This is a genomic window from Marinicrinis lubricantis (genome assembly GCF_042658665.1).
Lineage (GTDB): Bacteria > Bacillota > Bacilli > Paenibacillales > KCTC-33676 > Marinicrinis > Marinicrinis lubricantis.
In genome coordinates this window covers 70,394-93,364 of the sequence record NZ_JBHSQV010000182.1, presented here as the reverse complement: position 1 = coordinate 93,364, position 22,971 = coordinate 70,394, and the positions used below count along the sequence as shown (strand labels likewise).

The following is a 22,971-nucleotide window of genomic DNA, read 5'->3' as shown; positions in this document are numbered from 1 at the left end:
GGAGTTCACCTCATCTCAATTGGTTGGTTTAGTCGCTTAACCTATTCGAGATTTGGGGAGGTACTCCTTTTTCTATGTCTAAAAAAGTCAGTCATATCAAGGCATGAGATTTATGAAATTGATTCACCTATTAACTTTTTTAAGAGAAGATAAGATTCCTGAGCTGGGTGCCACACCTGCTGACGGAATGGCACCACACTGTTACACCCATTTCTCCCTATAAATTTTAAAACTTGTAAGCCTTCATGGCTTTGCGAATTTCTTTCCAAGACGGACGCTTGCCGTACATCAACACACCTGTTCTATAAATCTTAGCTGACAACCAGCCCATCACATAAGTGGTAACCAGCAAAATCGCAATCGACAGCCATACTTCCCATACGGCAGGATCGGCAACGCCGATTCGCAGGAACATGATGAACGGCGCAAAGAAAGGAATAAACGACGTAACCTCGACTAATGTGCTGTTCGGTGCATTGATACCAAATATTCCGATATAAAAACCTGCCATCGAGATGAACGTAATCGGCATAACCGCCTGTCCCAGATCCTCTGTACGACTGACTATCGAACCTACAGCGGCGAACAAAGTCGCATATAAGAAGAATCCTACTAAATAGAACAACACCGCATAGATATACATGCTCACAGGTACTTGAGTTAAGTCAATATCAAAATCCTTCAGCAGTCCTTGGTTATGAGGCATAGACAAATTAATGATCGTGACGACGATAAATATAGAAATCTGTGAAATGGCAAGTAGGAACATGCCAAGAATTTTTCCGAACATCTGGGATAGCGGTGATACGCTTGTAATGAGAATCTCCATAACCCTTGAGCTTTTTTCCGACGTGATTTCGGTAGCAATCAATTGACCGGAAACCATAATACCCATGAACAGGACGATAATCATGACATAAACTAAGGCATAAGACATCGCTGACTCTGCTTCCGTCTTCCCTTCACCGACCGTACCTGCGCCTTGCTCTGCAGAAATTTGCATCGTGTCTAATTCAATCGGTTCATACAGCTGTGCCAACTGCTCATCACTGAGTCCAAGCTGGCCACCGACGATTTGCGTCTTCACAATTTGCAGTCCGGCTTCAAGCTGACTAGACTTGCCAAAATCCATATTGTCTTCAGACTTGTAGACAAATTTAGGGAATGCTGCAGACTCGCCGGATTCTGCTACGAGATATCCATCGATTTCGCCTTCACTGATTAATTCCTTCAGCATCTCTTCATTCGCTTCTTCGGAGGCCTGCGGCTTATACAGTTTAATTGAAATATCCGGTTCGCTTTGGGACGAATAATACTGCTGCAGCTGCATAGGAATTTGATCGCCATCCGCTTGGATGATTCCAATATTCGTCGGCTCATCCGAGCTGAACTTCGAAATAAAATAAGGGATGTTAATGACAATTGATAAAATAATAGCCATGATCAATGTGGTGACCATGAATGATTTGGTTCTTGCTTTGTTGCGAAACGTAAAGCCAATCACCTTGAATAAATCTTTATTCATGTCCCTCACCTCCTACCGTTTTGATGAAGATTTCGTTGAGTGTCGGTTCCTTTACTTCAAATCGTTGGATGGCAGCCTGCTCCATCGCGGTTCGCAATATTTGGTCTGCTGCCCTCTCCTCTGTGATTTTAACTTCAAGATAATTCTCATTTCGGATCACCTGCTGCACGCCAGGTATGCTTTCCAAGCCTTTAATTTCTTTATCCGCAGCCAAAATGACCTTTTCCTTCGGAAAACGTTTTTTAATTTCTTTTACGTTCCCCTGAAGTACGGTATTGGAACGATGAAGTATCGTAATGTTACGGCACAATTCCTCGACATGCTCCATGCGATGCGTAGAGAACAGAATCGAAGTGCCCTGATCGCGCAGTTCCTTGACGGTGCTCTTGAGCAATTCGACATTGACAGGATCCAATCCGCTGAACGCCTCGTCCATAATGATAATGTCCGGCTTATGGATAATGGCGGCGATGAATTGAATTTTTTGCTGATTTCCTTTGGAAAGCTCTTCTACTTTACGATTGTAATTCTCCGGAACGTCGAACCGATCCAGCCAATATTTCAACTGCCGATCTGCATCGCTCTTAGACATGCCCTTCAGCTGCGCTAGATAAATGACCTGATCCGCAACTTTCACCTTCGGATACAGCCCTCGCTCCTCCGGTAAATAGCCGAAGCGTCTTGTAATTTCCTTCTCGTACGGTTTACCGAAGTAGCTGATTTTGCCCCCATCCGGATAAATTAAGCCGAGCACCATGCGCATCGTAGTCGTTTTCCCTGCACCGTTGGCGCCGAGAAGCCCGTAAATTTCACCTTTTTCAACCTGCAGCGAAATGCCGTTCACCGCTGTTTTCTCCCCATACTGCTTTACAACCTGTTCTAATTTTAAAGGTTCCATCTTCCATTCCTTCCCCTTCCCTTAATAAACTCCATTAGGCATATGCCCTTCAATCCACAGCTCTAAAATTTCATCAAGCTCCAAGCTTCTCATCTTCAGAGGGATCCATCCCGAATCCTTCATAACCTGCTCCATACGCTGCGCATCCGAAGTAATGACCCGGACGGTCGATGGCGTCTCTTGATCCCACTGCAGAACATCCGGAAGCTCTTCAATTACAGAAGAATCTGCATTCAGCCATATTTCCTTCCAGCTGTCGATCAGGCTGTCCTTCTCCACCATGCCCAGCATCTGTCCCCGATGTATGAGCACAACGTAATCCGCCAGCCGTTTAATCTCATCGACTATATGCGTCGCCATGATGATCGTCGTCTGCCCTTCCTTCATTACTTCCCTCAGCTCACCAATCAGCTTCTTCCAAGAAAAAGGGTCGAAACCAGAGGAGGGTTCATCGAGAAGAAGCAGCCTCGGTCTCGCTGCGAGTGAAACCGCAATCTCATACTTTCTGCGTTCCCCTTTGGACATTTTTCGCAGCTTGCTGTCACGGGGAACTTCGAAGCGCTGCATCATTTCCTCATACCTCTCGGCATCCCAATTCGGATACCAATGAGCGCGAAATGCTGCCGCTTCATCCGGTGTTAGAAAGTATTCCTCTGTACTGGGCAATTCTGGAACGTATGCAATCTGCTGTCGTAACGACATTGGAATTTCCTGTTCAAAAGATTGACCGAACCACTCAATCGAGCCTTCATCCGGATAAATCGTCTGAATTAACATGTTCAGCAGCGTGCTTTTTCCCGAACCGTTCTGTCCCACAAGCGCGACAATGTATCCTTCTGGAATGTTCAAGTGAATCGGTCCAACATCCAGCCGTTTTCTATGTTTTTTTACATTACGGAAACGAACTGCCGAAAGTTCCATTATTTTCACCACCCTTACTTCGAATCATATTTCAGTTTCAAACGCGACATAAAAATTTGTCTCATCTCTTCCTCCGTAAACTGCACCGATTTACCAATATCTAAAGCTTCGTCCAATGCCTTCTCCACCGCTTGATGACGGAAGTTGGACTTCTCATGGTCACCCACCTTGGCCACAAATGTACCTGTCCCCTGTCTCGTACGAAGAAGTCCTTCATTCTCCAAATCTTGATACACTCTTCGGACCGTAATCACACTGCAGTTTAAGTCACCGGCTAATTCTCTAATGGATGGCAAAAGGGTCCCTTCTTCCAATTGACCGCTAATAATGAGTGAACGCAGCTGCATTTCGATTTGGCGATAAAGCGGCTCAGCACTATGTTCGTATATTTGAATCGGTATCCTCACCTTTCGCAACCCACCTTCTTTGTCCCTAGGTTTTCAACATCTATCACGTCGGACAAGCCCAAAACCATGCGTTCACATTTTATTGCAGATCACGCTTGCTTAGTTTTCGATAAGTTCCGATATTCATAAGCCACATGCCCAGCGAGCCTGCCGCCAGCATTGCCCACATGAGCGGAGAAGCGAGTCCCCAACGGATGGAGAAATCGATCGACCAATGCAGGAAGCTTCCATCCGAACGAGAAATCACAATTGCAGCAAGGATCATTAAAATAAAAATCCAAAGTGTTTTCCAAAAGTAGACTCTCCCGCTGCTCAGCATTTCAAAATAAATAAAAAAAGCCATAATCAAAATGCTGTAACCGACCCACGTCAAGGCAAATGCGATATAGGACAATCCATCGAAGCTTGCTCTGACGTCTTCCGAAAGCAAATAAATCGTTGCAAAGAAAATCGGCGAGTTAACGATCAAGGAAATACCTACTTGCAGCAGCCGGTAATATTTCAAGACCTTATTGGAAATGGGAAGTATCCTAAAATAGCTCAGCATTTGGGTATAGGAATCTTCCTGCAAATATTTAAATGCTCTTCTAGAGAAGTAAAAGCCAATCATTGGCACAATGAACATCGTCACACCATCGGCTATCATCCACCTTACCCAATGACGCTCTTCTACCAGCATTTCGTTAATAAATGTCGATGTAATCAGTGCCATATATGCAATAAATAAGACATTCCAAATAAAGTAGCGTTTATCCGACTTCATATCCTTGCGAACTATAAACCAAGCGTCTTTAAGCGACTGCATCTCATTCCTCCCTGCTGTATATGTACTGTGTAATCCCTCTTGCGCACAGTGTATACTGTATATATCGTTATACACACTATACACTGTATATACACACCATGTCAATCCCGATTTTGAAGTTTGTTTCCTGCCTATCCAAAATAGCAAAATCTGCAATGAAAAGAACTAAAGCATGCATGTTATTTCCTTATTTGGAGGGGTAAACTGTAATAGATCACTAGGGCAGCTTGGACAAGATCACATACAAATCATTTGGAATCATGCTTACATTGGAGGGATATGCTATGAGCAAAACATTAAATGTAACGATATGGAATGAATTCCGCCACGAGAAACAAAATGACAAGGTCAAGGAAATTTACCCGGAAGGATTGCACCGCGCCATCGGTGAAGGACTTCCAGAAGATTACCATATTACTTACGCTACCTTAGACGATCCTGAACATGGATTAACAGAAGAGGTGCTTGCCAAAACGGACGTGCTGATTTGGTGGGGACATGCATTTCACCATGAAGTAGACGATGCCATTGTCGATCGAGTACACCAGAGGGTGCTGCGGGGAATGGGACTTGTCGTATTGCATTCCGGGCACTTCTCCAAAATCTTCAAAAAACTGATGGGCACCTCTTGCGACTTGAAATGGCGTGAAGCTGGCGAGAAGGAGCGGCTTTGGGTCGTTTCTCCAGGACACCCGATTGCAGAAGGCATCGGAGAATATTTCGAACTGCCGCATGAAGAAATGTACGGTGAGCACTTTGATATTCCGCAGCCGGATGAGCTTGTATTCACGAGTTGGTTTGAGGGCGGGGAAGTGTTCCGCAGCGGCTGCTGCTTCTACCGCGGCAATGGCAAGATCTTCTACTTCCGTCCAGGACATGAGACGTATCCGACTTATTTTGACACGAACGTTCGAAAAGTCATCAGCAACGGCGTGAAGTGGGCCGCTCCAACGGATCGCGGATATCCGACGTACGGCAATGCGAAGCCATTGGAAAATATCAAATCGTCTTAATTTGCAGCTTCGATTCAATCTCGATTTACACAAATATGTTTTACACTTAAACAGGCAGCCGGATAGGCTGCCTGTTCTCCATTTCCCCCTAATTCACCTTACGACTCGGTCTTTGGGCCTGAAGCTGCATTTGCTTTCGGAACTGCTCCGGAGTGCAGCCTACGTGATTTTTGAACACACGGCTGAAGTGGGCCGGATGCTTGAAACCCACTTGATAGCTGATATCCGTAATTTTCATGCGCTCTTCCAAGTAAAGCAGGATTCTTGATTCATTAATGCGCCTTTCATACAGATAAGTGAAAATCGTCACGCCCGTCACTTCCTTGAAGATTTTAGACATATAATGCTTATCCAGGTGTAAAGCGCTTTCTAAATCCTCCAAATGAATATCGTTCATATATTGATCTTCAAGATAAGTGATAATTTTCTGTACATTTTTTATTTTTTCACTGCCTTCCATCTGAGGTCCATCCACCATCTGAAGCTCGAATACTTGATGAATGAACAGCATTAAATCATAAAATGCAATATGAAATCTGGCATCCGCCATCACCGCTTCATTATGACGAAACTTGTCCATACGGCGAAGCAATTCGGCCATCTCTATCTGCTGTTGAGGTGCGAGTGTGAATCGAGCGTTCTTAAGCTGCTGAAACGGCTTCAGTACTTGCGCAGTGCAGGGAAGCTGAAACCACTCCTGAATATAAGACGGGTCAAAATGAATGATCGATCGGACATAGGGCCGCTTTGGATCCGTCTTCGCGCGATGCAGCGTCATCCCATCCATAATGATCAAGTCTCCCGGCTGCAGCTCATATATTTTATCCCCGATCAAATAATTGCAGAATCCTTCATGAAAATAATATATTTCATAATGCGGGTGCGAGTGAAATTCCACATTGATGGCACCGGTGCTGCGATAATTCAGATCTATACCTATACCGCTGCCGAGCAGACGAACAAATCGCATTCTCTCCATCGATTCACACTCCCAGTCATTAGCTCTTACCTCCATCTTAACGCATGTCAAAACAAAATAGAATGACAATGACAGTTAAAACGGTGCGTCATTCCGACAATTCCAGTTCAGTACACTTACACAGCCTTTGTTACAATGACCTTGCATAAAGGACTTATCCTTGACTGGGGGTACTTCATATGGATCAAGTACGCATTGGCATTGTTGGGCTCGGAAGTATGGGCACACAGCATGGAAAATATCTCGCAGGCGGCGAAATTCGAGGAGCTATTATTGCAGCGGTTTGCGACATGCGTGAGGAACGTTTGCAGTGGGCAAAGCAAAGCTGGGGAGAGCATATCCATACCTTTACTACTTTAGAAGCGATGATTGACTCAGGGGAAGTGGACGCGGTTTTCGTTGCTACGCCGCACTATGACCACCCGGATGCAGCGATTCGTTCTCTGCAAAAGGGGATGCACGTTCTCATTGAGAAACCTGCAGGAGTATATACCAAGCAAGTGCGCCTCATGAACGAAGCGGCGAAGAAATCGGGAAAAGTATTCAGCATTATGTATAACCAGCGGACGAATCCGCTCTATCAAAAGCTGAAGGAATTAATCTCATCAGGTGAATTGGGCGAAGTGCGCCGGACCAATTGGATCATTACGAACTGGTATCGTTCCCAAAGCTATTACGATTCCGCCGGTTGGAGAGCCACTTGGGCAGGTGAAGGCGGCGGTGTGCTGATCAATCAAGATCCGCACCAACTGGACCTATGGCAGTGGACGATCGGCATGATGCCTGCAAGAATTCGAGCTTTCTGTTACTTCGGCAAGCACCGCAACATCGAAGTCGAGGATGAAGTAACAGCTTATGTGGAATACCCGAATGGGGCAACCGGCCTGTTCGTCACGACGACAGGTGAAGCTCCGGGAACCAATCGTTTCGAAATTGCAGGAGACCGCGGAAAAATTGTAATTGAAGATGATCAGCTGACATTTTGGAGACTTAGGGTACCGGAGTCGGAATTCAACCGTACATACACCGGGGGATTCGGGTCGCCGGAATGCTGGAAATGTGAAATTCCTATTCATGGAAACCATCCAGGGCACCGGGGAATTACACAAAACTTCGTCGATGCCATCTTGAAGGGCACAGAACTCATTGCTCCTGGCGAAGAAGGCATTCTCGGATTGACCTTGTCGAATGCCATGCTGCTCTCCACATGGACCGACAGCTGGATCGATCTCCCTCTCGATGAGGATTTATTTTATGAGCAGCTGCAGGATCGGATTCGTGGATCCCGATTCACCAAACAAGCAGCACCGGATCAATTGCTGAACACGGAAGGAACACATTAACCTTTTTAGGAAGGAAGCGTGAAGCGGAACATGATACAAAAATCGGACGGAATGAATTATGCACCGCAGGGTAAACCGGCGCCTGTCGTTAAGCCGGGTGAATTCGTCTTCGCGGCTGCTGCGCTGGACCACGGACATATCTACGGCATGTGCAACGGACTGATCGAGGCTGGGGCCACACTGAAGTGGGTTTATGACCCAGATCCGTTAAAAGTCGAGACGTTTCAAAAGCGATTTCCTCAAGTGCAGGCCGCTTCATCTTTGCAGCAAATTCTTCAGGATTCTGAGGTTCAGCTTGTTGCGGCCGCTGCCATACCAAGTGAGCGCGGACCATTGGGCGTGCAGGTGATGGAGCACGGGAAGGATTATTTCACGGACAAAACGCCATTTACCCGTTTGGATCAGCTGGAGCTGGCTCGTCAAGTGCACAGCAAGACGGGAAAGAAATATGCCGTATACTACAGTGAGAGGCTGCATGTGGAGAGCGCGGTATTTGCCGGACAGCTTATTGAGGACGGGGCAATCGGACGCGTGGTTCAGGTGACGGGATTCGGACCTCATCGCTTGAACGCACCGAGCCGACCAGATTGGTTCTTCCAGCTGGACAAATACGGCGGCATATTATGCGATATCGGCAGCCATCAAATCGAGCAGTTTCTATTCTATGCCGGCTGCCGCGATGCTAAAGTGCTGCACAGCAAGGTGGCGAACTATCACAATGCCGACGTCTATCCGGAGCTGCAGGACTACGGTGATGCAACGCTGGTCGGTGATAACGGAGCAACGAACTATTTTCGCGTCGACTGGCTGACACCTGACGGTCTGAGCACGTGGGGCGATGGACGGATGCTTATTCTCGGCACGAAAGGCTATATCGAGCTGCGCAAATACGTGGACATCGCCCGCGACAGGGCAGGCGATCAGCTGTACTTGGTCGATCAGCAGGGAGAGCACCATCTATCCCTTTCGGGTAAAGTCGGCTATCCTTACTTCGGTCAGCTCATTCTTGACTGCCTGAACCGTACGGAGAATGCAATGACGCAGGAACATGCGTTCAAGGCTGCAGAGCTCTGTCTCCTCGCCCAGCAGCAGGCAGTACGAATTGAGTAAAGTACGCAAGTGGCGATGAAGTATACAGAAATACTTCATCGCCATTATTTTTCTCCAGCATCTTCACATGCTTCGTTTTCTGTTTTGACTTAAATTAACTCACCTGATGATCACTTGGTTAATGATTACAGTCCTTCCCAAATCCCCCGAATATATTGGATATTCCTTTGCAACGCTTCCCTCGAATCATAGGCCCTGCTGAAATCCTCAAAGCCGATGGTTCCGTCATACCCCACTGCTTTCAGATCCGACAGTACTTGCTTCCAATCCACAACGCCTTGATGAACAGGCGCCCATTCCACGTTCCATGAGTTCGTGCCGTCTTCTTGTTCTACTCCCGGCACCCACCTTGCGTTTTTCACATGTACATGTGCCAAATAAGGGCCCAGAAGCTCTAATCCCATGCGGTAATTTTCATATCCCTCATGGACCATATTTCCAGGATCAAACAGAACGCCGATATGTTCAGGATCATAGCGGTGGACTAACCGATAAGCCAAAGACGCACTGGGTGCAATCGTCACATGATGTGTCTCAATGAGGCCTTTGATGCCATACTGCTTGCACAGCTGTACCGCTTCCGACAAGTACTGCTCTGCTTGATGATAGAGATCGTTGTAATTTTGCGTTCGATCATAACGGGGAACTCCTAATCGAATCGCTTTTGCTCCTAACTTCCTTGCGATGTGCAGCACTCGTTCCGTCGATGTTAAATCGCCGCACTGCAGGTATGGCGTTACACTTGTCACTTCCATGCCGGCATCCTGCGTCCAGCTCAGCCACTGCTCCAGCTCTTCGTCTGCAGCGTCAGGGGACAACGTGCAATGATGATTTCCCCAAAACGAAGGCTTCTCCTCCTTTCGCTCTTCGGGAATTCTCGTGCATCTCCACTCCACGCCATCATAACCATACTGCTTTAATGCTGTAATCAGTTCCTTCGGTTCCAAATCCGGAGTCATCACCGTAAAGACCGTAAATTTCAATCAAAACACCGCCTCTGCGAACAATTTCTCCTTCATCATAATGAAAAAAAGGTGCTTTAGCTTATATGTTGTTAGCTAAAACACCTTACAATTTAATTGTCATTAACCAAAGATCGCATCGAGCAAATTCGTCGTATGCTCCACTGGATATTGTATGTACAGCAAGTAATAGACGGTTGCACCTGTAATCGCAGTAATAAACCAAATGACGGCTGTCGGCTTGCCGATTCGTTTATGCTTCAAAAATACACCTTTATAAGCCAAGCGAAGTGTAACAAGTCCCATGACTGCAGAAACCGTCGCTAAGACAATGTGGAAAATAAGAAAAATGCGATAATAAACCGCCACATCATCCGGTCCGCCGAACGGCACATTCCCGAAAACGAACGTCTTGGTCAAGTAAATAATGAAAAATAGGACCGCGAAGATCGCCCCCCAAACCATGACAGTCTGGTGGGCCTGCCTTTTGCCTTTTGCAATCAAAATCCAGCCAACGGCTACTAAAATGGCACTCAATACAATAAACGTCGTACTAATAAACGGTAGCAGTTTTGCCAAAGTCGATTCCCCTGCCTATCCTACAGTTTCTTCATCCCAACATTACGACGGATCCATAATCGGATTCAAATCCTCTTCCTCTGGATTCTCTTTTTTATACCACTCTCTAAATACGTACCCCAACAATAAGCCGTACGTAATTTCCTGAAGCAGCTTCATGATGACTCCGCCTAGCTGCTGATCTTCTCGTGAAGAAACCAAGCTAAAAAACTGTGGACCTGCGAACTCATCCAGCACCCAGTTCTGTCCATTCGGTACACAGTACCCCATCGCTCTTGCCCATGTATTCGCATCATTGAAAACGGCGTACATCGCATGATCCGAAAAAATAATGAGCGCACAGGCCGGAGTGATCAGCACACCATTAATAAATATATATCCCATTTTTTTAAGTCCGCTTAAAACCGTATATTCAGGTACCGGACAAATGACATGCCACCACATCATCACAGAAGTGATGAACAGCGCAATATAAAACAAGAGGTGAATGCCGTAATGCACCATCACATAATCATGTACGTCCGGCAGGTGATAAAAAGAAAACAGTGCATTAAAGAATACGACCGTTAACAGCGGATGCATCATAAAACGAAGTGGTCTAAGCCATCTCAGTCGCTGCAGCAGAGGTTTGACCATCCATGCCGGTAGTCCAATCAGCAGCAGCGGCGGTGCAATTATATACGAAACCGCCATCCCCAGCATATGGGCACTAAACATCAAGTGGCTGAGCAAGCTGAGTGGTCCTGCCTGAGCTAAATAAAGTAGAAACAATCCGCTCAAAAAACTAATGATTTTATATACGGGAACACGTTCTGCCTCTTTAAAGCGATGGCTCCATGGACCGGTCAGCAGGAGATACACAATGCCAATGGCGATAAAAATCAACAATACGACAGGACTCCATAATGCCCGAAATCCGAAGTACTCCAAACCGAACAATGGGCTCTCCTCCTCTCAAGTCGGTATTCGTCAACATTATGGTCATTTTCCCAATCGGACAAACCAATGGTTAACCTTTTGTTTTCAATGCAATGTAAAACTCGTACCGCTTCTATTGTAATGAATTTATAGGTCATCTGACAAATGAAAGGTTGCCCAAATGGACGTAAAACAGCAAAAATCCACTATTTTGTCACACAAATGAAACAGGGGGCAGTCTCCCGCCCCCTGAAAATATACATTTATCTCATTTTATTACCACCACATGAGGTAAAGCCCCGCTGCTATGGCGGTTAAAGCGACTACAAATCCCATCGAAATTCCAATAATCGGATAGAAATGGCCTCGATCCTTCATGTGCATCCAATAAGCTAGCTGTACAATAACTTGCACAACCGCCATAACGACCAGCAAGAAAATAATAAAGCTGGTACTTAGCGCATTATTGGCTGCTGCCACGAATGCGATGAACGTAAGCACCATGGAAATGGCATACGTAATGAGGTGATTTCTAGGGCCTTCATGCACGTGCCCTCGTTTTACCTTTGAAACCGAATGCTGCTGTTCCATTTGCTTAACCCACCTTTCCCATTAAGTATACCAGGGAGAAGATAAACACCCATACAACGTCGATAAAGTGCCAGTACAACCCGGCTACATAAAACTTTGGTGCTGTAACGGTTGTAATTCCTTTTCTAAATGCTTGGTATATGAGAATGCTGATCCACATAATACCAAACGCTACGTGGGCTCCGTGGAATCCAACCAATGCATAGAACGAGGAGCCGAAGGCACTGCTCTGGAACGTATGTCCTTCATGGACATAATGATAAAACTCATAAATCTCTAACACGAGGAAGGCCAGACCTAAAAGAACGGTAATGATGAGCCAATTGATCATCGCCTTCTTATCATACCGGTGCATCGCTTGGATTGCGAATACACTGGTCAAGCTGCTTGTCAGCAAGATGAAGGTAGCCAAAGCAACGAGTGGAATTGAGAACAATTCACTTGCTGTTGGTCCATCTAGCGTTTGATTGCGGAGCGCGAGGAATGTCGCAAACAGCGTTCCGAATAATACCGTCTCTCCGCCTAAGAACAGCCAAAAGCCCAATACTTTATTTTTTCCTTCCAGGGTAGCTCTTTCAGGCTCATGAATCTGCTCGTTTTCATTTACATGTGCGTGACTCATGCCTTAACCCCCCCATCCTGCAGTTCATCCACTTCTATATGATATCCATGATCGTCAATAATCGATCTGAGGAACATGCATCCAAATGTAATCACCAAGCCAATAATCGCGACAGCGTAGCTTCCGAAGATCCCAGACATAAAGCTGTTATCAAATTCATAGTCCTGGAACATGAATCCAAAGCCTGCAATAAACAACCCGAGTGACATGAAGAACGGCAAGATCGATGGATTCGGCATATGTATCGGACCAAGCGGTTCCGCTGGCGTCATACTCGTATTTCCAGCCATCTTCTCTTTCCATAATGGATCCAAGCCACGAACAAGCGGCAGCTGTTTAAAGTTGTATTCTGGAGACGGCGAAGGAATTGCCCATTCGAGCGTACGTCCATCCCATGGATCGGCAGGAGCATCCGCCTTTTTGAACGATGTAATGAAGATGTTCAGCAAAGCGGCAATAGTACCTACACCCATCAGTAAAGCACCGATCGTAGATATAAAGTTCAACTCATCCCATCCGGTCTGACCTTCCAGGTAGGTAAATACCCGGCGAGGCATTCCGTCCAAACCTAATAAATGCTGGACAAAGAATGTCAGATGGAATCCGATGAAGAACGTCCAAAACGTCAGCTTGCCCAGCCCTTCATTCAGCATACGGCCGAACATTTTTGGCCACCAATAATGCACACCGGCGAATAATCCGAATACTACACCACCGACGATGACATAGTGGAAGTGAGCAACGACGAAATAAGTGTCGTGATATTGATAATCGGCAGCAGGGATCGAAAGCATTACCCCTGTGACCCCACCCATGACGAAGGTCGGCAAAAATCCAAGCGCGAACATATTGGCTGTCGTAAATCGGATTTGTCCGCCCCACATGGTGAGCAGCCAGTTAAATATCTTAATCCCGGTCGGCACCGCAATCAGCATCGTTGCAACGGAGAACAGTGCGTTGGCGATAGGCCCCATTCCTACAGTAAACATATGGTGAACCCATACCATGAAACCGAGGAAACCAATCAGCATGGTAGCAAACACCATGGAGCTGTAACCGAACAATCTTTTTCTTGAAAACGTACTGATCACTTCAGAAATAATACCGAACGCCGGCAAGATCAAAATATAAACCTCCGGATGTCCAAAGATCCAGAAGATATGCTGCCATAGAATGGAGTTACCTCCTGCGCTAATTTCAAAGAAGTTAGCGTCGAACAGCCGATCAAAGGTAAGTAAGATAATTCCGATCGCAAACGCTGGGAAAGCGAACAGAATCAACAGCGACATGATAAAGGTGCTCCAAGTGAACAGCGGCATACGCATGAAAGACATGCCAGGAGCTCTCATGTTGATAATCGTTGCCAGGAAGTTAATCCCCCCGACAAGCGTACCAATACCCGCAATTTGAAGACCAATCGTGTAGAAATCAATTCCCATTCCGGCGTATGCTTCAGTCGCCAACGGGGTGTAAGAAGTCCAACCTGCATCCGGTGCTCCTCCAACGAACCAGCTGATATTGATCAGCACGCCTCCGAAGAAGAACGTCCAGAATCCAAGCGAGTTCACGAACGGAAACGCTACGTCCCTTGCACCGATTTGGAGCGGTACGATGGCGTTCATGAGTCCGAACAACAGCGGCATGGCCGCAAGGAAAATCATAGTCGTTCCGTGCATGGTAAGCAGCTCGTTATATGTTTGAGCAGAAACCAAGTCATTCTCTGGGTACATCAATTGCAGACGGATTAGAATGGCTTCTAATCCACCAAGCAGAAAGAAGAATCCACCCGCTGCAAGGTATAGAATACCGATCTTCTTATGGTCAACTGTTGTTAGCCAATCCAGCAAACCCCTATATTTCTTAGCAGTGTGAGCCAATTTGTTTGAACCTCCCTTTACAGCGTGCGCTACTCAAGTTTTAAGCTTTGCAGATATTCTGTCAATGCATCCAGCTCATCATCCGTCAAATCGACGTTAGGCATCAGCGTACCCGGTTTGATGGATTGCGGATCATCGATCCATTTGCGAATCCATTCGGCATTGTTCTCTTTAATACCGGCAACCAGCTCGCGGTCTGCGAAGCCTTTCAGGTTCGGATATACACCAGGCTGCGTACCGTCAATCGCGTGACAGCTCATGCATTTTGCCTTAAAGATTTCTTGACCTTGAGCGAGAGCATCCTGCTCATTTACAGCTTGAGAAGGTTCTTTCATCGAAGCAACCCAAGCTTCATATTCTTCCTGTGTTACGACCTGAACTTTGAAGTCCATGAGCGCATGCGATGCTCCGCAAAGCTCAGCACATTTACCTTTATAAGTTCCGACTTCTTCAGCATCGAGGTAAAACTTATTCGTCATACCTGGATTCGTATCCATCTTACCGCCCAAGCCTGGAATCCAGAAAGAGTGAATGACGTCCGCAGAAGTCAGTTCAAAAGCGATTTTCGTGTTTACAGGAATCACTAAATCCTGAGCCGTGTAAATGCCATGCTCTGGATATTGGAACTCCCACCAAAATTGGTGTCCGATGACTTTCACTTGCTCTGCTTCTTCCGATTCGGAATAATCTTTCGCCAAAGCAAACGTCTGTGTCACCATGGGAACTGCTAAAATCAGCAGAAGAACGAGCGGGATAACGGTCCAAACGATCTCCAGCACATGAGATCCTTCCGTTTGCTTCGGAACGCCCGTTTGGTTTTTCCTTTTTCTGAATCGAATGACAACGTAACCGAATAATACAAAAACGATGACGAGTACACCTGTCATAACAAACAACGACAATTTAATAAGGAACAGCTGATCCTCACCCACAGAACCTTTAGGATTTAGCGGACTCGGATCATCGCCTAAGATACTGCTGCAGCCTGACAGGACAAGCGTGAACAGCAAGAACAGAGGCACTAATCGTTTAGCCAGTTTCCATGGTCTCACAATACATCAACCCCGCTTCTTCTTATGTTAATCTTGAGCCTAGACATAGATAAAGCGACCGCGGCATATCCGCGGCAGCTCCATCTTTAAACAGAAAAGTTACACCTTCTATGTATAGAAGTTGAAGCTCTTCTCATTCTTATAGGTTATCCCGCTGCGAATTGTCGTATGAAAATCGTTATGTCGTCAGCAGCGAAATGATGGAATGGAAGAGGAACTAAGAACCTTTTAGAAAGGTATTGCGCTTGCAAATGAGACGTCATCTACTCGGGCATGAATATGTCACTGTCCACCGCTGTCAAACGCCGGTAATAACACGAAATGACGCACCTTGTCAACAAATCCAATCACCATATTAACTATAAATTCGTTACAGTTTTTTGTCAATGAAATCGGGAGAGTTCACAAATTGTTCTCAAAAACGTACCATTTTATTTAAAATTTTCGGGTTGACCTTACGTCTGGCGGCTCCTTCCATGTATAAATCAGTTGCTTTCATCCACCTTAATACTATTGGTCTAAACCACTACGAAGGACACCATGAGAGTCAGGAGGACAACGCGATGTTGAAACTGCCGAATTGGATCAAAGACAGACGCTTATACTTGTTTATTCCCTTTATGGCACTTATTATTACCTCCGCATGCGGCGGTTATAAACAATTTGAAAAAAGTGACTATGATTTAGGCAGCCACCAAGGTCAAGAAGTGCCCAATCAAGAAAGCCGAGCATACGGTTTTATGGTGCAGGGCGAAGATTACAACCATCATAACAATGAGTATATGGCATTCAGTCAGGATGCGGCCAATGCCGTCATGAAAATTCCCGGTATCGCCCATGCTTATGTGGTCACCACGAATGTGAACGCCTATGTAGGCATCGTACTGAACGATACGGCTACCGGCTGGCAGAGCCATGGAGGCCGCGGCAAGAATACGACGAATGTCGGGAACTCTGAAGGCGTATATGATGTGAGGCACGGAGGTTCGTACTTAAGCCCGCGTAAATTGGTAAACGACAGCAACTCGTACTATACCCTGGAGAAGCCGGCAGATATTACACCGGAATTAAAACAAAAGATCGCCGTGGCGGTTCGAAACGAACAGCCTTATGTATGGGAAGTATTTATTTCTGCCAATCGAGACTTTGTAAATCAGCTCAACGTGCTTGCCCAGAAAAAATGGACGAACCAAAGCTTAGACGGAGAGGTTGCTTCATTTAACGCGCTAGTGAAGGAACATTTTAGAGAGACGGAAAATCAATGAGATGCATGATCACAATCGTTTAATGAAGAAAGAGATGGAATCAGCTCGTAACTGGTTCCATCCCTTCTTTATCCTTTAATGTGCCGTGACCTCTACATCACCGGAACTAGTCTTTGCATAAATCTCAATGCTGCCTGTTCCTTTCTGACCTTCGAAGCGGTTTTCCTTCTGATCCTTCTGATCAAGCTCTCCCACTCTCACATCCACATCTCCAGAACTGGTTCGCAGATCGAATCGAATGTCCTGCGGCTCTTCAGGCAGTTCGATTTCTATGTCGCCAGAGCTGCTGTTCGATGTAATATCACCGTAGCCTTCAGTCAGCGTTAGTTCGATATCCCCCGAGCTGCTTTTCAGATCCATTTGTCCTGTTCCTCTTTCAACCGATATATCGCCCGAAGTTGCGCGCAAGCTGCTTTGCTGACTCTGGACGTCCACCCATTCAATATCCCCGCTTGAAGCTTTCACATCGGCATTCACCGTTTTACTGTCGCTTAGTAATATGTCTCCGGAGGAGGTCTGAATGCTAAGCTGATTCGCTTCCGTATGCTTTATTGCGATATCTCCGCTAGAGGCATCAAAATCTCCATGATCGGTTCGAATGTCCCGAACGGCGATATCACCGGAGGAGGCATTCACGTTCATATGGTTCCATACCCGCTCAGGTACGGTGATGGAGAGCTTATGACTTTTTTGTTGTATACCAAACCAGGAGAAAGCCCCTTCCCTTTTGTATGTGATCGTCCCCTCCGAACCATCGAGTTCAGCTTTCAGTTTAAATTTTTTTGCAGTCTTCTCATAACCTATCACCTCGATGATCACTTCACCATCTTGGTCCCCTGCCTTTAATTCAATATCAGCATCCGAAGTTTCAATATTCAACGCCATGAGTTCTCCAGATACAGGATAGGCTTCACTCTCCAATACCTCCTGATCCCCCCAAGCGAAGATGGGTGTACCATTTCTTACAATATTTATAATGAAAAAAATGCCTACAATAATAAGTAAAATCCCAAGCAGATTTTTTAAGCTCATACGACTGATTAACCTCCCATCCTTATCGTCTCTTTCATCATACCCGATTAAAGTCACATCCTGTAGTGCCCTTGGTCATATGAATGTTCATGAAAATGTTGTGACCAAACCCGATTTCTTTCGTTTAAATATTGAAGGTATTTACCGAGGAGGTGTAATGATGGGAGCTCTAGGTATTGTCTCAGGGGTATTATTCCTCTTTGCCATGTTTGGGCTGCTTCTGTTGGTGTTAAATGTTGTGACTAGCATTTGGGCATACCATGACGCGCTTCGCAAAGGGAACAGCAAGGAATATGCCTTGATTGTGCTGGTTGGAACATTAATCTTCCCCGTCGTCGGACTCATTGTATATTTACTCATTCGGAGTGACCGCTACTAATCTTATGTGTACCGTCTATATAATGAAAAAAACCGTTCGGATGCCGTTCAAATGGGAACGATCACACCCGAGCGGTTTTTAGTTGGAATCAAAATCAATGAATCGAACCGGACTGGTCCAGCGCTTGTTGAACACGTGTAACACCCTGCGACATCGCATGCCCTCCGCCCAACGCGGCGGCGACAGCAACCGTCTCCAGCACTTGTTTTGGTGTAGCGCCGCTGGACAGCGCCTCTCTAACATGATTAAAAGTGCAGACCTCATTGTTGGAGGTTAAACTGATCCCTAAGGCGATGAGATGCTTATCTTTAAGACTCAGTTCTCCCTCTTGAAAGCACCTGCCTGTAAAATGGTGGTACGCTTCCACCAAGTCAGGCAATTGGTCTTTCATGTGTCCAACACCGATGCGGTACGCCATTACTTTTTCATCGGCCATGTGTTTATCCATAATTTCGCTCCTTCTGAATTGTTCCTTGGGAACACGATCCCTTTCGTAATGTGCCCAACATCACCGGCAACATTCACAGCAACAAAGCAGAGCCGCTTCTATGTTTACGAAAAATAAAGCCAATTGCACTTCGCCATTTGGCCCAGGTTCGATATAATAGCAGAAGCATGAGATATACAAAGGAGTGGATACGCATGTACAAATTGGTCACGATCGATATTGACGATACACTCATTACGGATGACAAGGTGGTCACGGATGGCACGAAAGAAGCGCTGGTACGGGCTTCCGAGAAAGACGTCATCCTCACGCTCGCCACAGGTCGGATGTTTGCCTCTGCGAAACAGCTCGCTAAGCAGCTCGGTTTAAATGTTCCTATTATTACTTATCAGGGGGCGCTTATCAAAACCTTAATCGACGAAAAACCTCTGTATGAACGTTTCGTGCCAGAACAAGCTGTCCGTAACATATTTGATTATGCGCAGGCCCATCAGCTTCACCTGCAGGCATATGTGAACGATCAATTGTTCGCTGCTGAAGAGAACCAAAAGCTGATCGACTACTGCAGTATTTCCAACGTGCCCTATACGATTGAACCGGACCTTGAAAAGCTGATTGCAAAGCCCATGCCTAAGCTCATCATGATCGACGAGCCTGAACTGCTCGATCGGATCATTCCAGAGATCAAAGCGCTGCTCGGAGATGCCGTTCACGTTACGAAATCGAAGCCGAACTTCCTGGAATTCGTTCATCCCGAAGGCACAAAAGGACACGCTGTGCAATTTTTGGCCGAGCATTTCGGATGTACACTGGACGAAGTCATTGCCATCGGAGACAGCTGGAACGATCGGGAAATGATCGAGATGGCTGGCTTAGGCGTCGCTATGGGCAACGCCATACCTGCACTTAAGGAATTGGCGGATTACGTTACCTTAACGAACAATGAAGAAGGCGTAAAGCATGTCATTGAGAAGTTTATTTTACATCCGGCACAGCAGGGATAATGACCTGCTCCAGCAGTGTGCGCGGATTTTTCCAACGACTGACCTTAGGATCGGAAGTCATAACGACGACCATGTCCTTGTCCGGAACGGCAAATATATACTGTCCTCCGTGTCCAAGCGCATAATGCACCATACTGCCGTTTAATTTCTTATTCCACCACTGAAAGCCGTAGGTTCCGTGAAAGTCGGTGCCTTCGGCTTGTTCTTTCCAACTGTCGTCCACCCATTGCTCAGCAAGCAGCTGTTCTCCGTCCCAGTAACCTTGATTTAGGTACAGCCATCCTAGCTTGGCCATATCCCGACTTCGCATGCTTAATCCAACGTGTCCCTGGCTGTGTCCTTGCGGATCGGAGAGCCATTCGTAATGCCTGATGCCAAGCTTGTGAAATAAATGCGGACCCGCCCATTCTGACGCCGATTTTCCCGTCAATCTGCTGATCAATACGGACAACAAATGAGAGTCTGTACTGCGGTATTGAAACTTCTCTCTCATCCCCGGATCAATCGGCCGCTGCAAAATATACCGAACCCAATGCGGACTGCGGTGCAGATGATGAATCCACTTCTCTCCGAACTTCTTACCCGTCTCCCACGAGAAGCCGGATGTCATCGTCAGTAAATGACGCAAAGTCGTCATTCGTTTCTCCCGCTCCTCTTGTGGATCGGGGTTACGGGCATAAATTTCCTTGAGCTCTGCATCAAGCCACGCTTCTAAAGGAAGCTCTACATCTGTAATGATCCCTCTTTGCTCCAATGTCCCGATGACTGCGGAAGTTACACTCTTCGTCGCCGAACGCATGTCCATCACATCGTCTGACGCCATGCCTCCCCAGTAGGATTCATAAATCAAATGGCCGCGGTGAACGATCAGCAGGGCATACATCTTGGGATATTGTTCGGGAATGCGTCCGTTCAGCTCCGAAGCAATTTCGAGCGGGATTTGGAAATCCGAGGGATCACCCTTGACCCATTCCTTCGTCGGCCAGTGGTCTCTCTTCGGCCGCAATATGACCTTCGCCAAGAATGCCACCTCCTTCTTCTCTATTATGAACGCAAGGGGCTTTTAATAATTGAATCATACTTCAAATCGGACCGTTCTTCACCTACCGGACTTATCCCATTCATATCCTTCATGCAAAAAGCCCCGCAGCTGGAGCCTCGGGGCTTTATGAAACATGGGCGAATCGTTTGAATGGCGAGCTCTTCATCTATTTTCCGGCGAATTGAACCGTCACTCTTGCCAGCGATACGGCTGCAGCTTTCATCACATGGAGCGCGAATACAGAAAAAAAGATACCGATGATGAAGTAGAACACCGAAAGCTGCATCGGCTCGATGGAATCACCCATCAGCAGACTGATAAGATCCGTTCCGAACATTTGAATTCCAATGGTTTTTTCTATTACAAAATATACAAGAGGCGATGAAAGCAAAGCCAAGCTCGTGGCACACATAAAAACACCGATAATAAAGCCAGCGATAGAAATCGGAAACCTGAGCAGCGAATAAAGAATCGATGTTTTCCCCGGACCTCTCAGCTCCTCTGCAATTTTCCCGATGACTCCGTGACTTTGCTGCATTTCTACCCTTGGCAGCTCTCGATCCATAGCTAATAAATTGATGGTGAAGCGAAGATCCATCTCCATCATTTTGCGGCATAAGATCAGCAATGCCAAAAACAGGGGAAGCCCGATGAGAAACAAAGGGATGAGCCCAACCGATAAGCTGATGCCGACGATCGTAATGATGAACATAAGCAGGCCAATAGGAAAGCTGATCAATAAATAGGCTGCGGATGCATAAGCGGTCCGGTCCGTAACAATGCTAAAAAAAGATAGGCGCACAGCAAAGCGGCCCCCTTTCTTGGATTGACTCCAATATAACAAGGGGGCCCGCTTATTGAACAGTTACTGATGTCATATGACTGGTCACATCTCTCTTAACCGATAATGACTCTTTCTTCCGGATAGCGAATCTTCGCTTTTTTCTCCCTTCTAAAGAAGAGAAGCACGGACAATAGTCCGATACGGCCGATGAACATTAATATGATAAGCAATATTTTGCTGTCTGTTCCTAAATTGCTCGTAATTCCCATAGAGAGACCCGTCGTTCCGAATGCCGAGGACACTTCAAAGATGACGGAGTTCAGCGAATGCCTCTGCGCTTCAAATGCATCCAAACAAATGACACTGGATACAACCAGCAGCATTGCACTGGAAAAAACAACGAAGCTCTTCATCACATCATCCTGATGTATTCTCCTGTGAAATGCACGAACCTCCGTATTCCCCTTCGCATAGGCTAGAATCGTCAGCAGTACGATCGCAAACGTGGTCGTCCGAATACCTCCCCCGACGCTGGAAGGACTCGCCCCGATGACCATCATGGTAGACAGTAAAAATTGCGTTGGTGCAGTAAACTGCGCTATATCCATCGTTGAGAAACCACCGTTTCGGGCTGTCACTGAATTAAAAAACGAATACGACAGCTTCTCATGCCATGATTTGTCCGCTAAAAAATTGTTGTTTTCCAACAGGAACACACCGAGTGTACCAATGAGCAGTAAAATGATAAAGGTGGTCGTTGTAATTTTCGTAAATAAGGAAAAGCGGAACTTGCGATCCCGCCGCTTCACATATTCCCAAGTTTCGATGAGCACCGGAAAACCGATGGCACCCAGCACAAGTAAAATAATGATTACCGTTTGAATGAAATAATCGTGCTGAAAGTTGTACAGGGAATTTCCGAAAATATCAAACCCGGCATTCGTAAAAGCAGAGATGGAATGGAATGTCCCATAATAAAATGCATGTTTGAACGAATCAACATATCCGGCGAAATAGAGCCTGAGCGTAAGAAGCACGGCGCCTACCGATTCGATTAATAGCGTACATATAAAAACAAACTGCAGGATGCGTACGAGTCCAGACAGCTGATGTCGGTTTTGATCGATCATCATCAGCCTTCTTGCACTTAAGCCAATATTCCGTCCAATAACAACATAAATAAAGGTCCCGAGTGTCATGAGTCCGATTCCGCCGATTTGGATAATGATCGTTAATACTAACACACCGTACTGATTAAAGGTTTCCGCTGTGTTCACAACCGTCAAGCCGGTTACACTTAAAGCACTCACGGCAGTAAACAACGTGTCAATAAACGAAAGCTTTACACCCGGCTGATGAAAGAACGGCATCGACAATACCAATGAAGACACCATTGCTGTTACGAAATACATGAG

The 22,971-nt window shown here is 46.2% G+C and carries 24 protein-coding genes; 6 read left to right on the top strand and 18 right to left on the bottom strand.

Going from position 1 to position 22,971, the window contains the following annotated elements:
• Positions 1–226: 226 nt before the first annotated feature.
• The 5 genes from ACFPXP_RS19495 to ACFPXP_RS19475 form a co-directional block, all read right to left on the bottom strand.
• Entirely contained in the window at positions 227–1,525 is a 1,299-nt protein-coding gene (locus tag ACFPXP_RS19495; RefSeq protein ID WP_379896068.1) for an ABC transporter permease, read from the bottom strand.
• The gene (locus tag ACFPXP_RS19490) at positions 1,518–2,423 is read right to left on the bottom strand and encodes an ABC transporter ATP-binding protein (RefSeq protein ID WP_379896067.1); all 906 of its coding nucleotides are present in this window, start codon (positions 2,421–2,423) and stop codon (positions 1,518–1,520) included. Before ACFPXP_RS19490 ends, ACFPXP_RS19495 begins: the two co-directional genes overlap by 8 nt.
• 21 nt (positions 2,424–2,444) lie before the next feature.
• On the bottom strand, positions 2,445–3,344 hold the full coding sequence (locus ACFPXP_RS19485) for an ATP-binding cassette domain-containing protein (RefSeq protein ID WP_379896066.1): 900 nt from the start codon (positions 3,342–3,344) through the stop codon (positions 2,445–2,447).
• 14 nt (positions 3,345–3,358) lie between these two features.
• Positions 3,359–3,751, bottom strand: coding sequence for a GntR family transcriptional regulator (locus ACFPXP_RS19480; RefSeq protein WP_379896065.1), 393 nt, complete (start codon positions 3,749–3,751; stop codon positions 3,359–3,361).
• 79 nt (positions 3,752–3,830) lie between these two features.
• Positions 3,831–4,556: a hypothetical protein gene (locus ACFPXP_RS19475; RefSeq protein ID WP_379896063.1), complete on the bottom strand. Its 726-nt coding sequence runs from the start codon at positions 4,554–4,556 to the stop codon at positions 3,831–3,833.
• 284 nt (positions 4,557–4,840) lie between these two features.
• On the opposite strand from ACFPXP_RS19475, the gene ACFPXP_RS19470 reads away from it, so the two are divergent.
• The gene (locus ACFPXP_RS19470; RefSeq protein ID WP_379896062.1) at positions 4,841–5,569 is read left to right on the top strand and encodes a ThuA domain-containing protein; all 729 of its coding nucleotides are present in this window, start codon (positions 4,841–4,843) and stop codon (positions 5,567–5,569) included.
• A gap of 88 nt (positions 5,570–5,657) precedes the next feature.
• Here the strand turns inward: ACFPXP_RS19470 and ACFPXP_RS19465 are convergent, their stop codons facing one another.
• A complete protein-coding gene (locus tag ACFPXP_RS19465; RefSeq protein ID WP_379896061.1) occupies positions 5,658–6,548 on the bottom strand; it encodes a helix-turn-helix transcriptional regulator in 891 nt (296 codons plus the stop codon).
• 179 nt (positions 6,549–6,727) lie between these two features.
• Here ACFPXP_RS19465 and ACFPXP_RS19460 point away from each other — a divergent pair, with 179 nt between their 5' ends.
• On the top strand, positions 6,728–7,891 hold the full coding sequence (locus ACFPXP_RS19460) for a Gfo/Idh/MocA family protein (RefSeq protein WP_379896060.1): 1,164 nt from the start codon (positions 6,728–6,730) through the stop codon (positions 7,889–7,891).
• A gap of 33 nt (positions 7,892–7,924) precedes the next feature.
• Positions 7,925–9,001: a Gfo/Idh/MocA family protein gene (locus ACFPXP_RS19455; protein ID WP_379896075.1), complete on the top strand. Its 1,077-nt coding sequence runs from the start codon at positions 7,925–7,927 to the stop codon at positions 8,999–9,001.
• A gap of 125 nt (positions 9,002–9,126) precedes the next feature.
• Here the strand turns inward: ACFPXP_RS19455 and ACFPXP_RS19450 are convergent, their stop codons facing one another.
• From ACFPXP_RS19450 to coxB, 7 genes are all read right to left on the bottom strand, one after another.
• Positions 9,127–9,984: a sugar phosphate isomerase/epimerase family protein gene (locus ACFPXP_RS19450; protein WP_379896059.1), complete on the bottom strand. Its 858-nt coding sequence runs from the start codon at positions 9,982–9,984 to the stop codon at positions 9,127–9,129.
• 102 nt (positions 9,985–10,086) lie between these two features.
• Positions 10,087–10,542 carry a DUF420 domain-containing protein gene (locus ACFPXP_RS19445; protein ID WP_379896058.1) on the bottom strand — a complete coding sequence of 152 codons (456 nt, stop codon included), beginning with the start codon at positions 10,540–10,542 and terminating at the stop codon, positions 10,087–10,089.
• Positions 10,543–10,584: 42 nt separating this feature from the next.
• Positions 10,585–11,481, bottom strand: coding sequence for a cytochrome c oxidase assembly factor CtaG (gene ctaG / locus ACFPXP_RS19440; protein ID WP_379896057.1), 897 nt, complete (start codon positions 11,479–11,481; stop codon positions 10,585–10,587).
• Between the two features lie 255 nt (positions 11,482–11,736).
• Positions 11,737–12,051, bottom strand: coding sequence for a cytochrome C oxidase subunit IV family protein (locus ACFPXP_RS19435; protein WP_379896056.1), 315 nt, complete (start codon positions 12,049–12,051; stop codon positions 11,737–11,739).
• Positions 12,052–12,055: 4 nt separating this feature from the next.
• Complete coding sequence (locus ACFPXP_RS19430) at positions 12,056–12,673, bottom strand: cytochrome (ubi)quinol oxidase subunit III (RefSeq protein ID WP_379896055.1); 618 nt, start codon at positions 12,671–12,673, stop codon at positions 12,056–12,058.
• Positions 12,670–14,550 (bottom strand): cytochrome c oxidase subunit I, encoded by a 1,881-nt coding sequence (ctaD, locus tag ACFPXP_RS19425; RefSeq protein WP_379896054.1) that lies wholly within the window; start codon positions 14,548–14,550, stop codon positions 12,670–12,672. The genes ACFPXP_RS19430 and ctaD overlap by 4 nt, the downstream gene beginning before the upstream one ends.
• A gap of 29 nt (positions 14,551–14,579) precedes the next feature.
• Positions 14,580–15,602 carry a cytochrome c oxidase subunit II gene (gene coxB / locus ACFPXP_RS19420; RefSeq protein ID WP_379896053.1) on the bottom strand — a complete coding sequence of 341 codons (1,023 nt, stop codon included), beginning with the start codon at positions 15,600–15,602 and terminating at the stop codon, positions 14,580–14,582.
• Positions 15,603–16,165: 563 nt separating this feature from the next.
• Here coxB and ACFPXP_RS19415 point away from each other — a divergent pair.
• Positions 16,166–16,867, top strand: coding sequence for a hypothetical protein (locus ACFPXP_RS19415; protein WP_379896052.1), 702 nt, complete (start codon positions 16,166–16,168; stop codon positions 16,865–16,867).
• A 75-nt stretch (positions 16,868–16,942) separates the two neighbouring features.
• Here ACFPXP_RS19415 and ACFPXP_RS19410 read toward each other — a convergent pair whose 3' ends face one another.
• Positions 16,943–17,899: a DUF4097 family beta strand repeat-containing protein gene (locus ACFPXP_RS19410; RefSeq protein WP_379896051.1), complete on the bottom strand. Its 957-nt coding sequence runs from the start codon at positions 17,897–17,899 to the stop codon at positions 16,943–16,945.
• A gap of 160 nt (positions 17,900–18,059) precedes the next feature.
• On the opposite strand from ACFPXP_RS19410, the gene ACFPXP_RS19405 reads away from it, so the two are divergent.
• Complete coding sequence (locus tag ACFPXP_RS19405) at positions 18,060–18,278, top strand: PLDc N-terminal domain-containing protein (protein ID WP_379896074.1); 219 nt, start codon at positions 18,060–18,062, stop codon at positions 18,276–18,278.
• Positions 18,279–18,372: 94 nt separating this feature from the next.
• Here ACFPXP_RS19405 and ACFPXP_RS19400 read toward each other — a convergent pair whose 3' ends face one another.
• Positions 18,373–18,726, bottom strand: a complete 354-nt coding sequence (locus ACFPXP_RS19400; protein ID WP_379896050.1) for a carboxymuconolactone decarboxylase family protein — start codon at positions 18,724–18,726, stop codon at positions 18,373–18,375.
• A 194-nt stretch (positions 18,727–18,920) separates the two neighbouring features.
• Between ACFPXP_RS19400 and ACFPXP_RS19395 the strand changes: the two genes are divergently transcribed.
• A complete protein-coding gene (locus ACFPXP_RS19395) occupies positions 18,921–19,730 on the top strand; it encodes a Cof-type HAD-IIB family hydrolase (protein ID WP_379896049.1) in 810 nt (269 codons plus the stop codon).
• Here the strand turns inward: ACFPXP_RS19395 and ACFPXP_RS19390 are convergent.
• From ACFPXP_RS19390 to ACFPXP_RS19380, 3 genes are all read right to left on the bottom strand, one after another.
• Positions 19,702–20,751: a serine hydrolase domain-containing protein gene (locus ACFPXP_RS19390; RefSeq protein ID WP_379896048.1), complete on the bottom strand. Its 1,050-nt coding sequence runs from the start codon at positions 20,749–20,751 to the stop codon at positions 19,702–19,704. The genes ACFPXP_RS19395 and ACFPXP_RS19390 overlap by 29 nt on opposite strands.
• A gap of 187 nt (positions 20,752–20,938) precedes the next feature.
• Positions 20,939–21,574 carry a sensor domain-containing protein gene (locus ACFPXP_RS19385; protein WP_379896047.1) on the bottom strand — a complete coding sequence of 212 codons (636 nt, stop codon included), beginning with the start codon at positions 21,572–21,574 and terminating at the stop codon, positions 20,939–20,941.
• 95 nt (positions 21,575–21,669) lie between these two features.
• Complete coding sequence (locus ACFPXP_RS19380; protein ID WP_379896073.1) at positions 21,670–22,968, bottom strand: TrkH family potassium uptake protein; 1,299 nt, start codon at positions 22,966–22,968, stop codon at positions 21,670–21,672.
• Between the last annotated feature and the right edge of the window lie 3 nt (positions 22,969–22,971).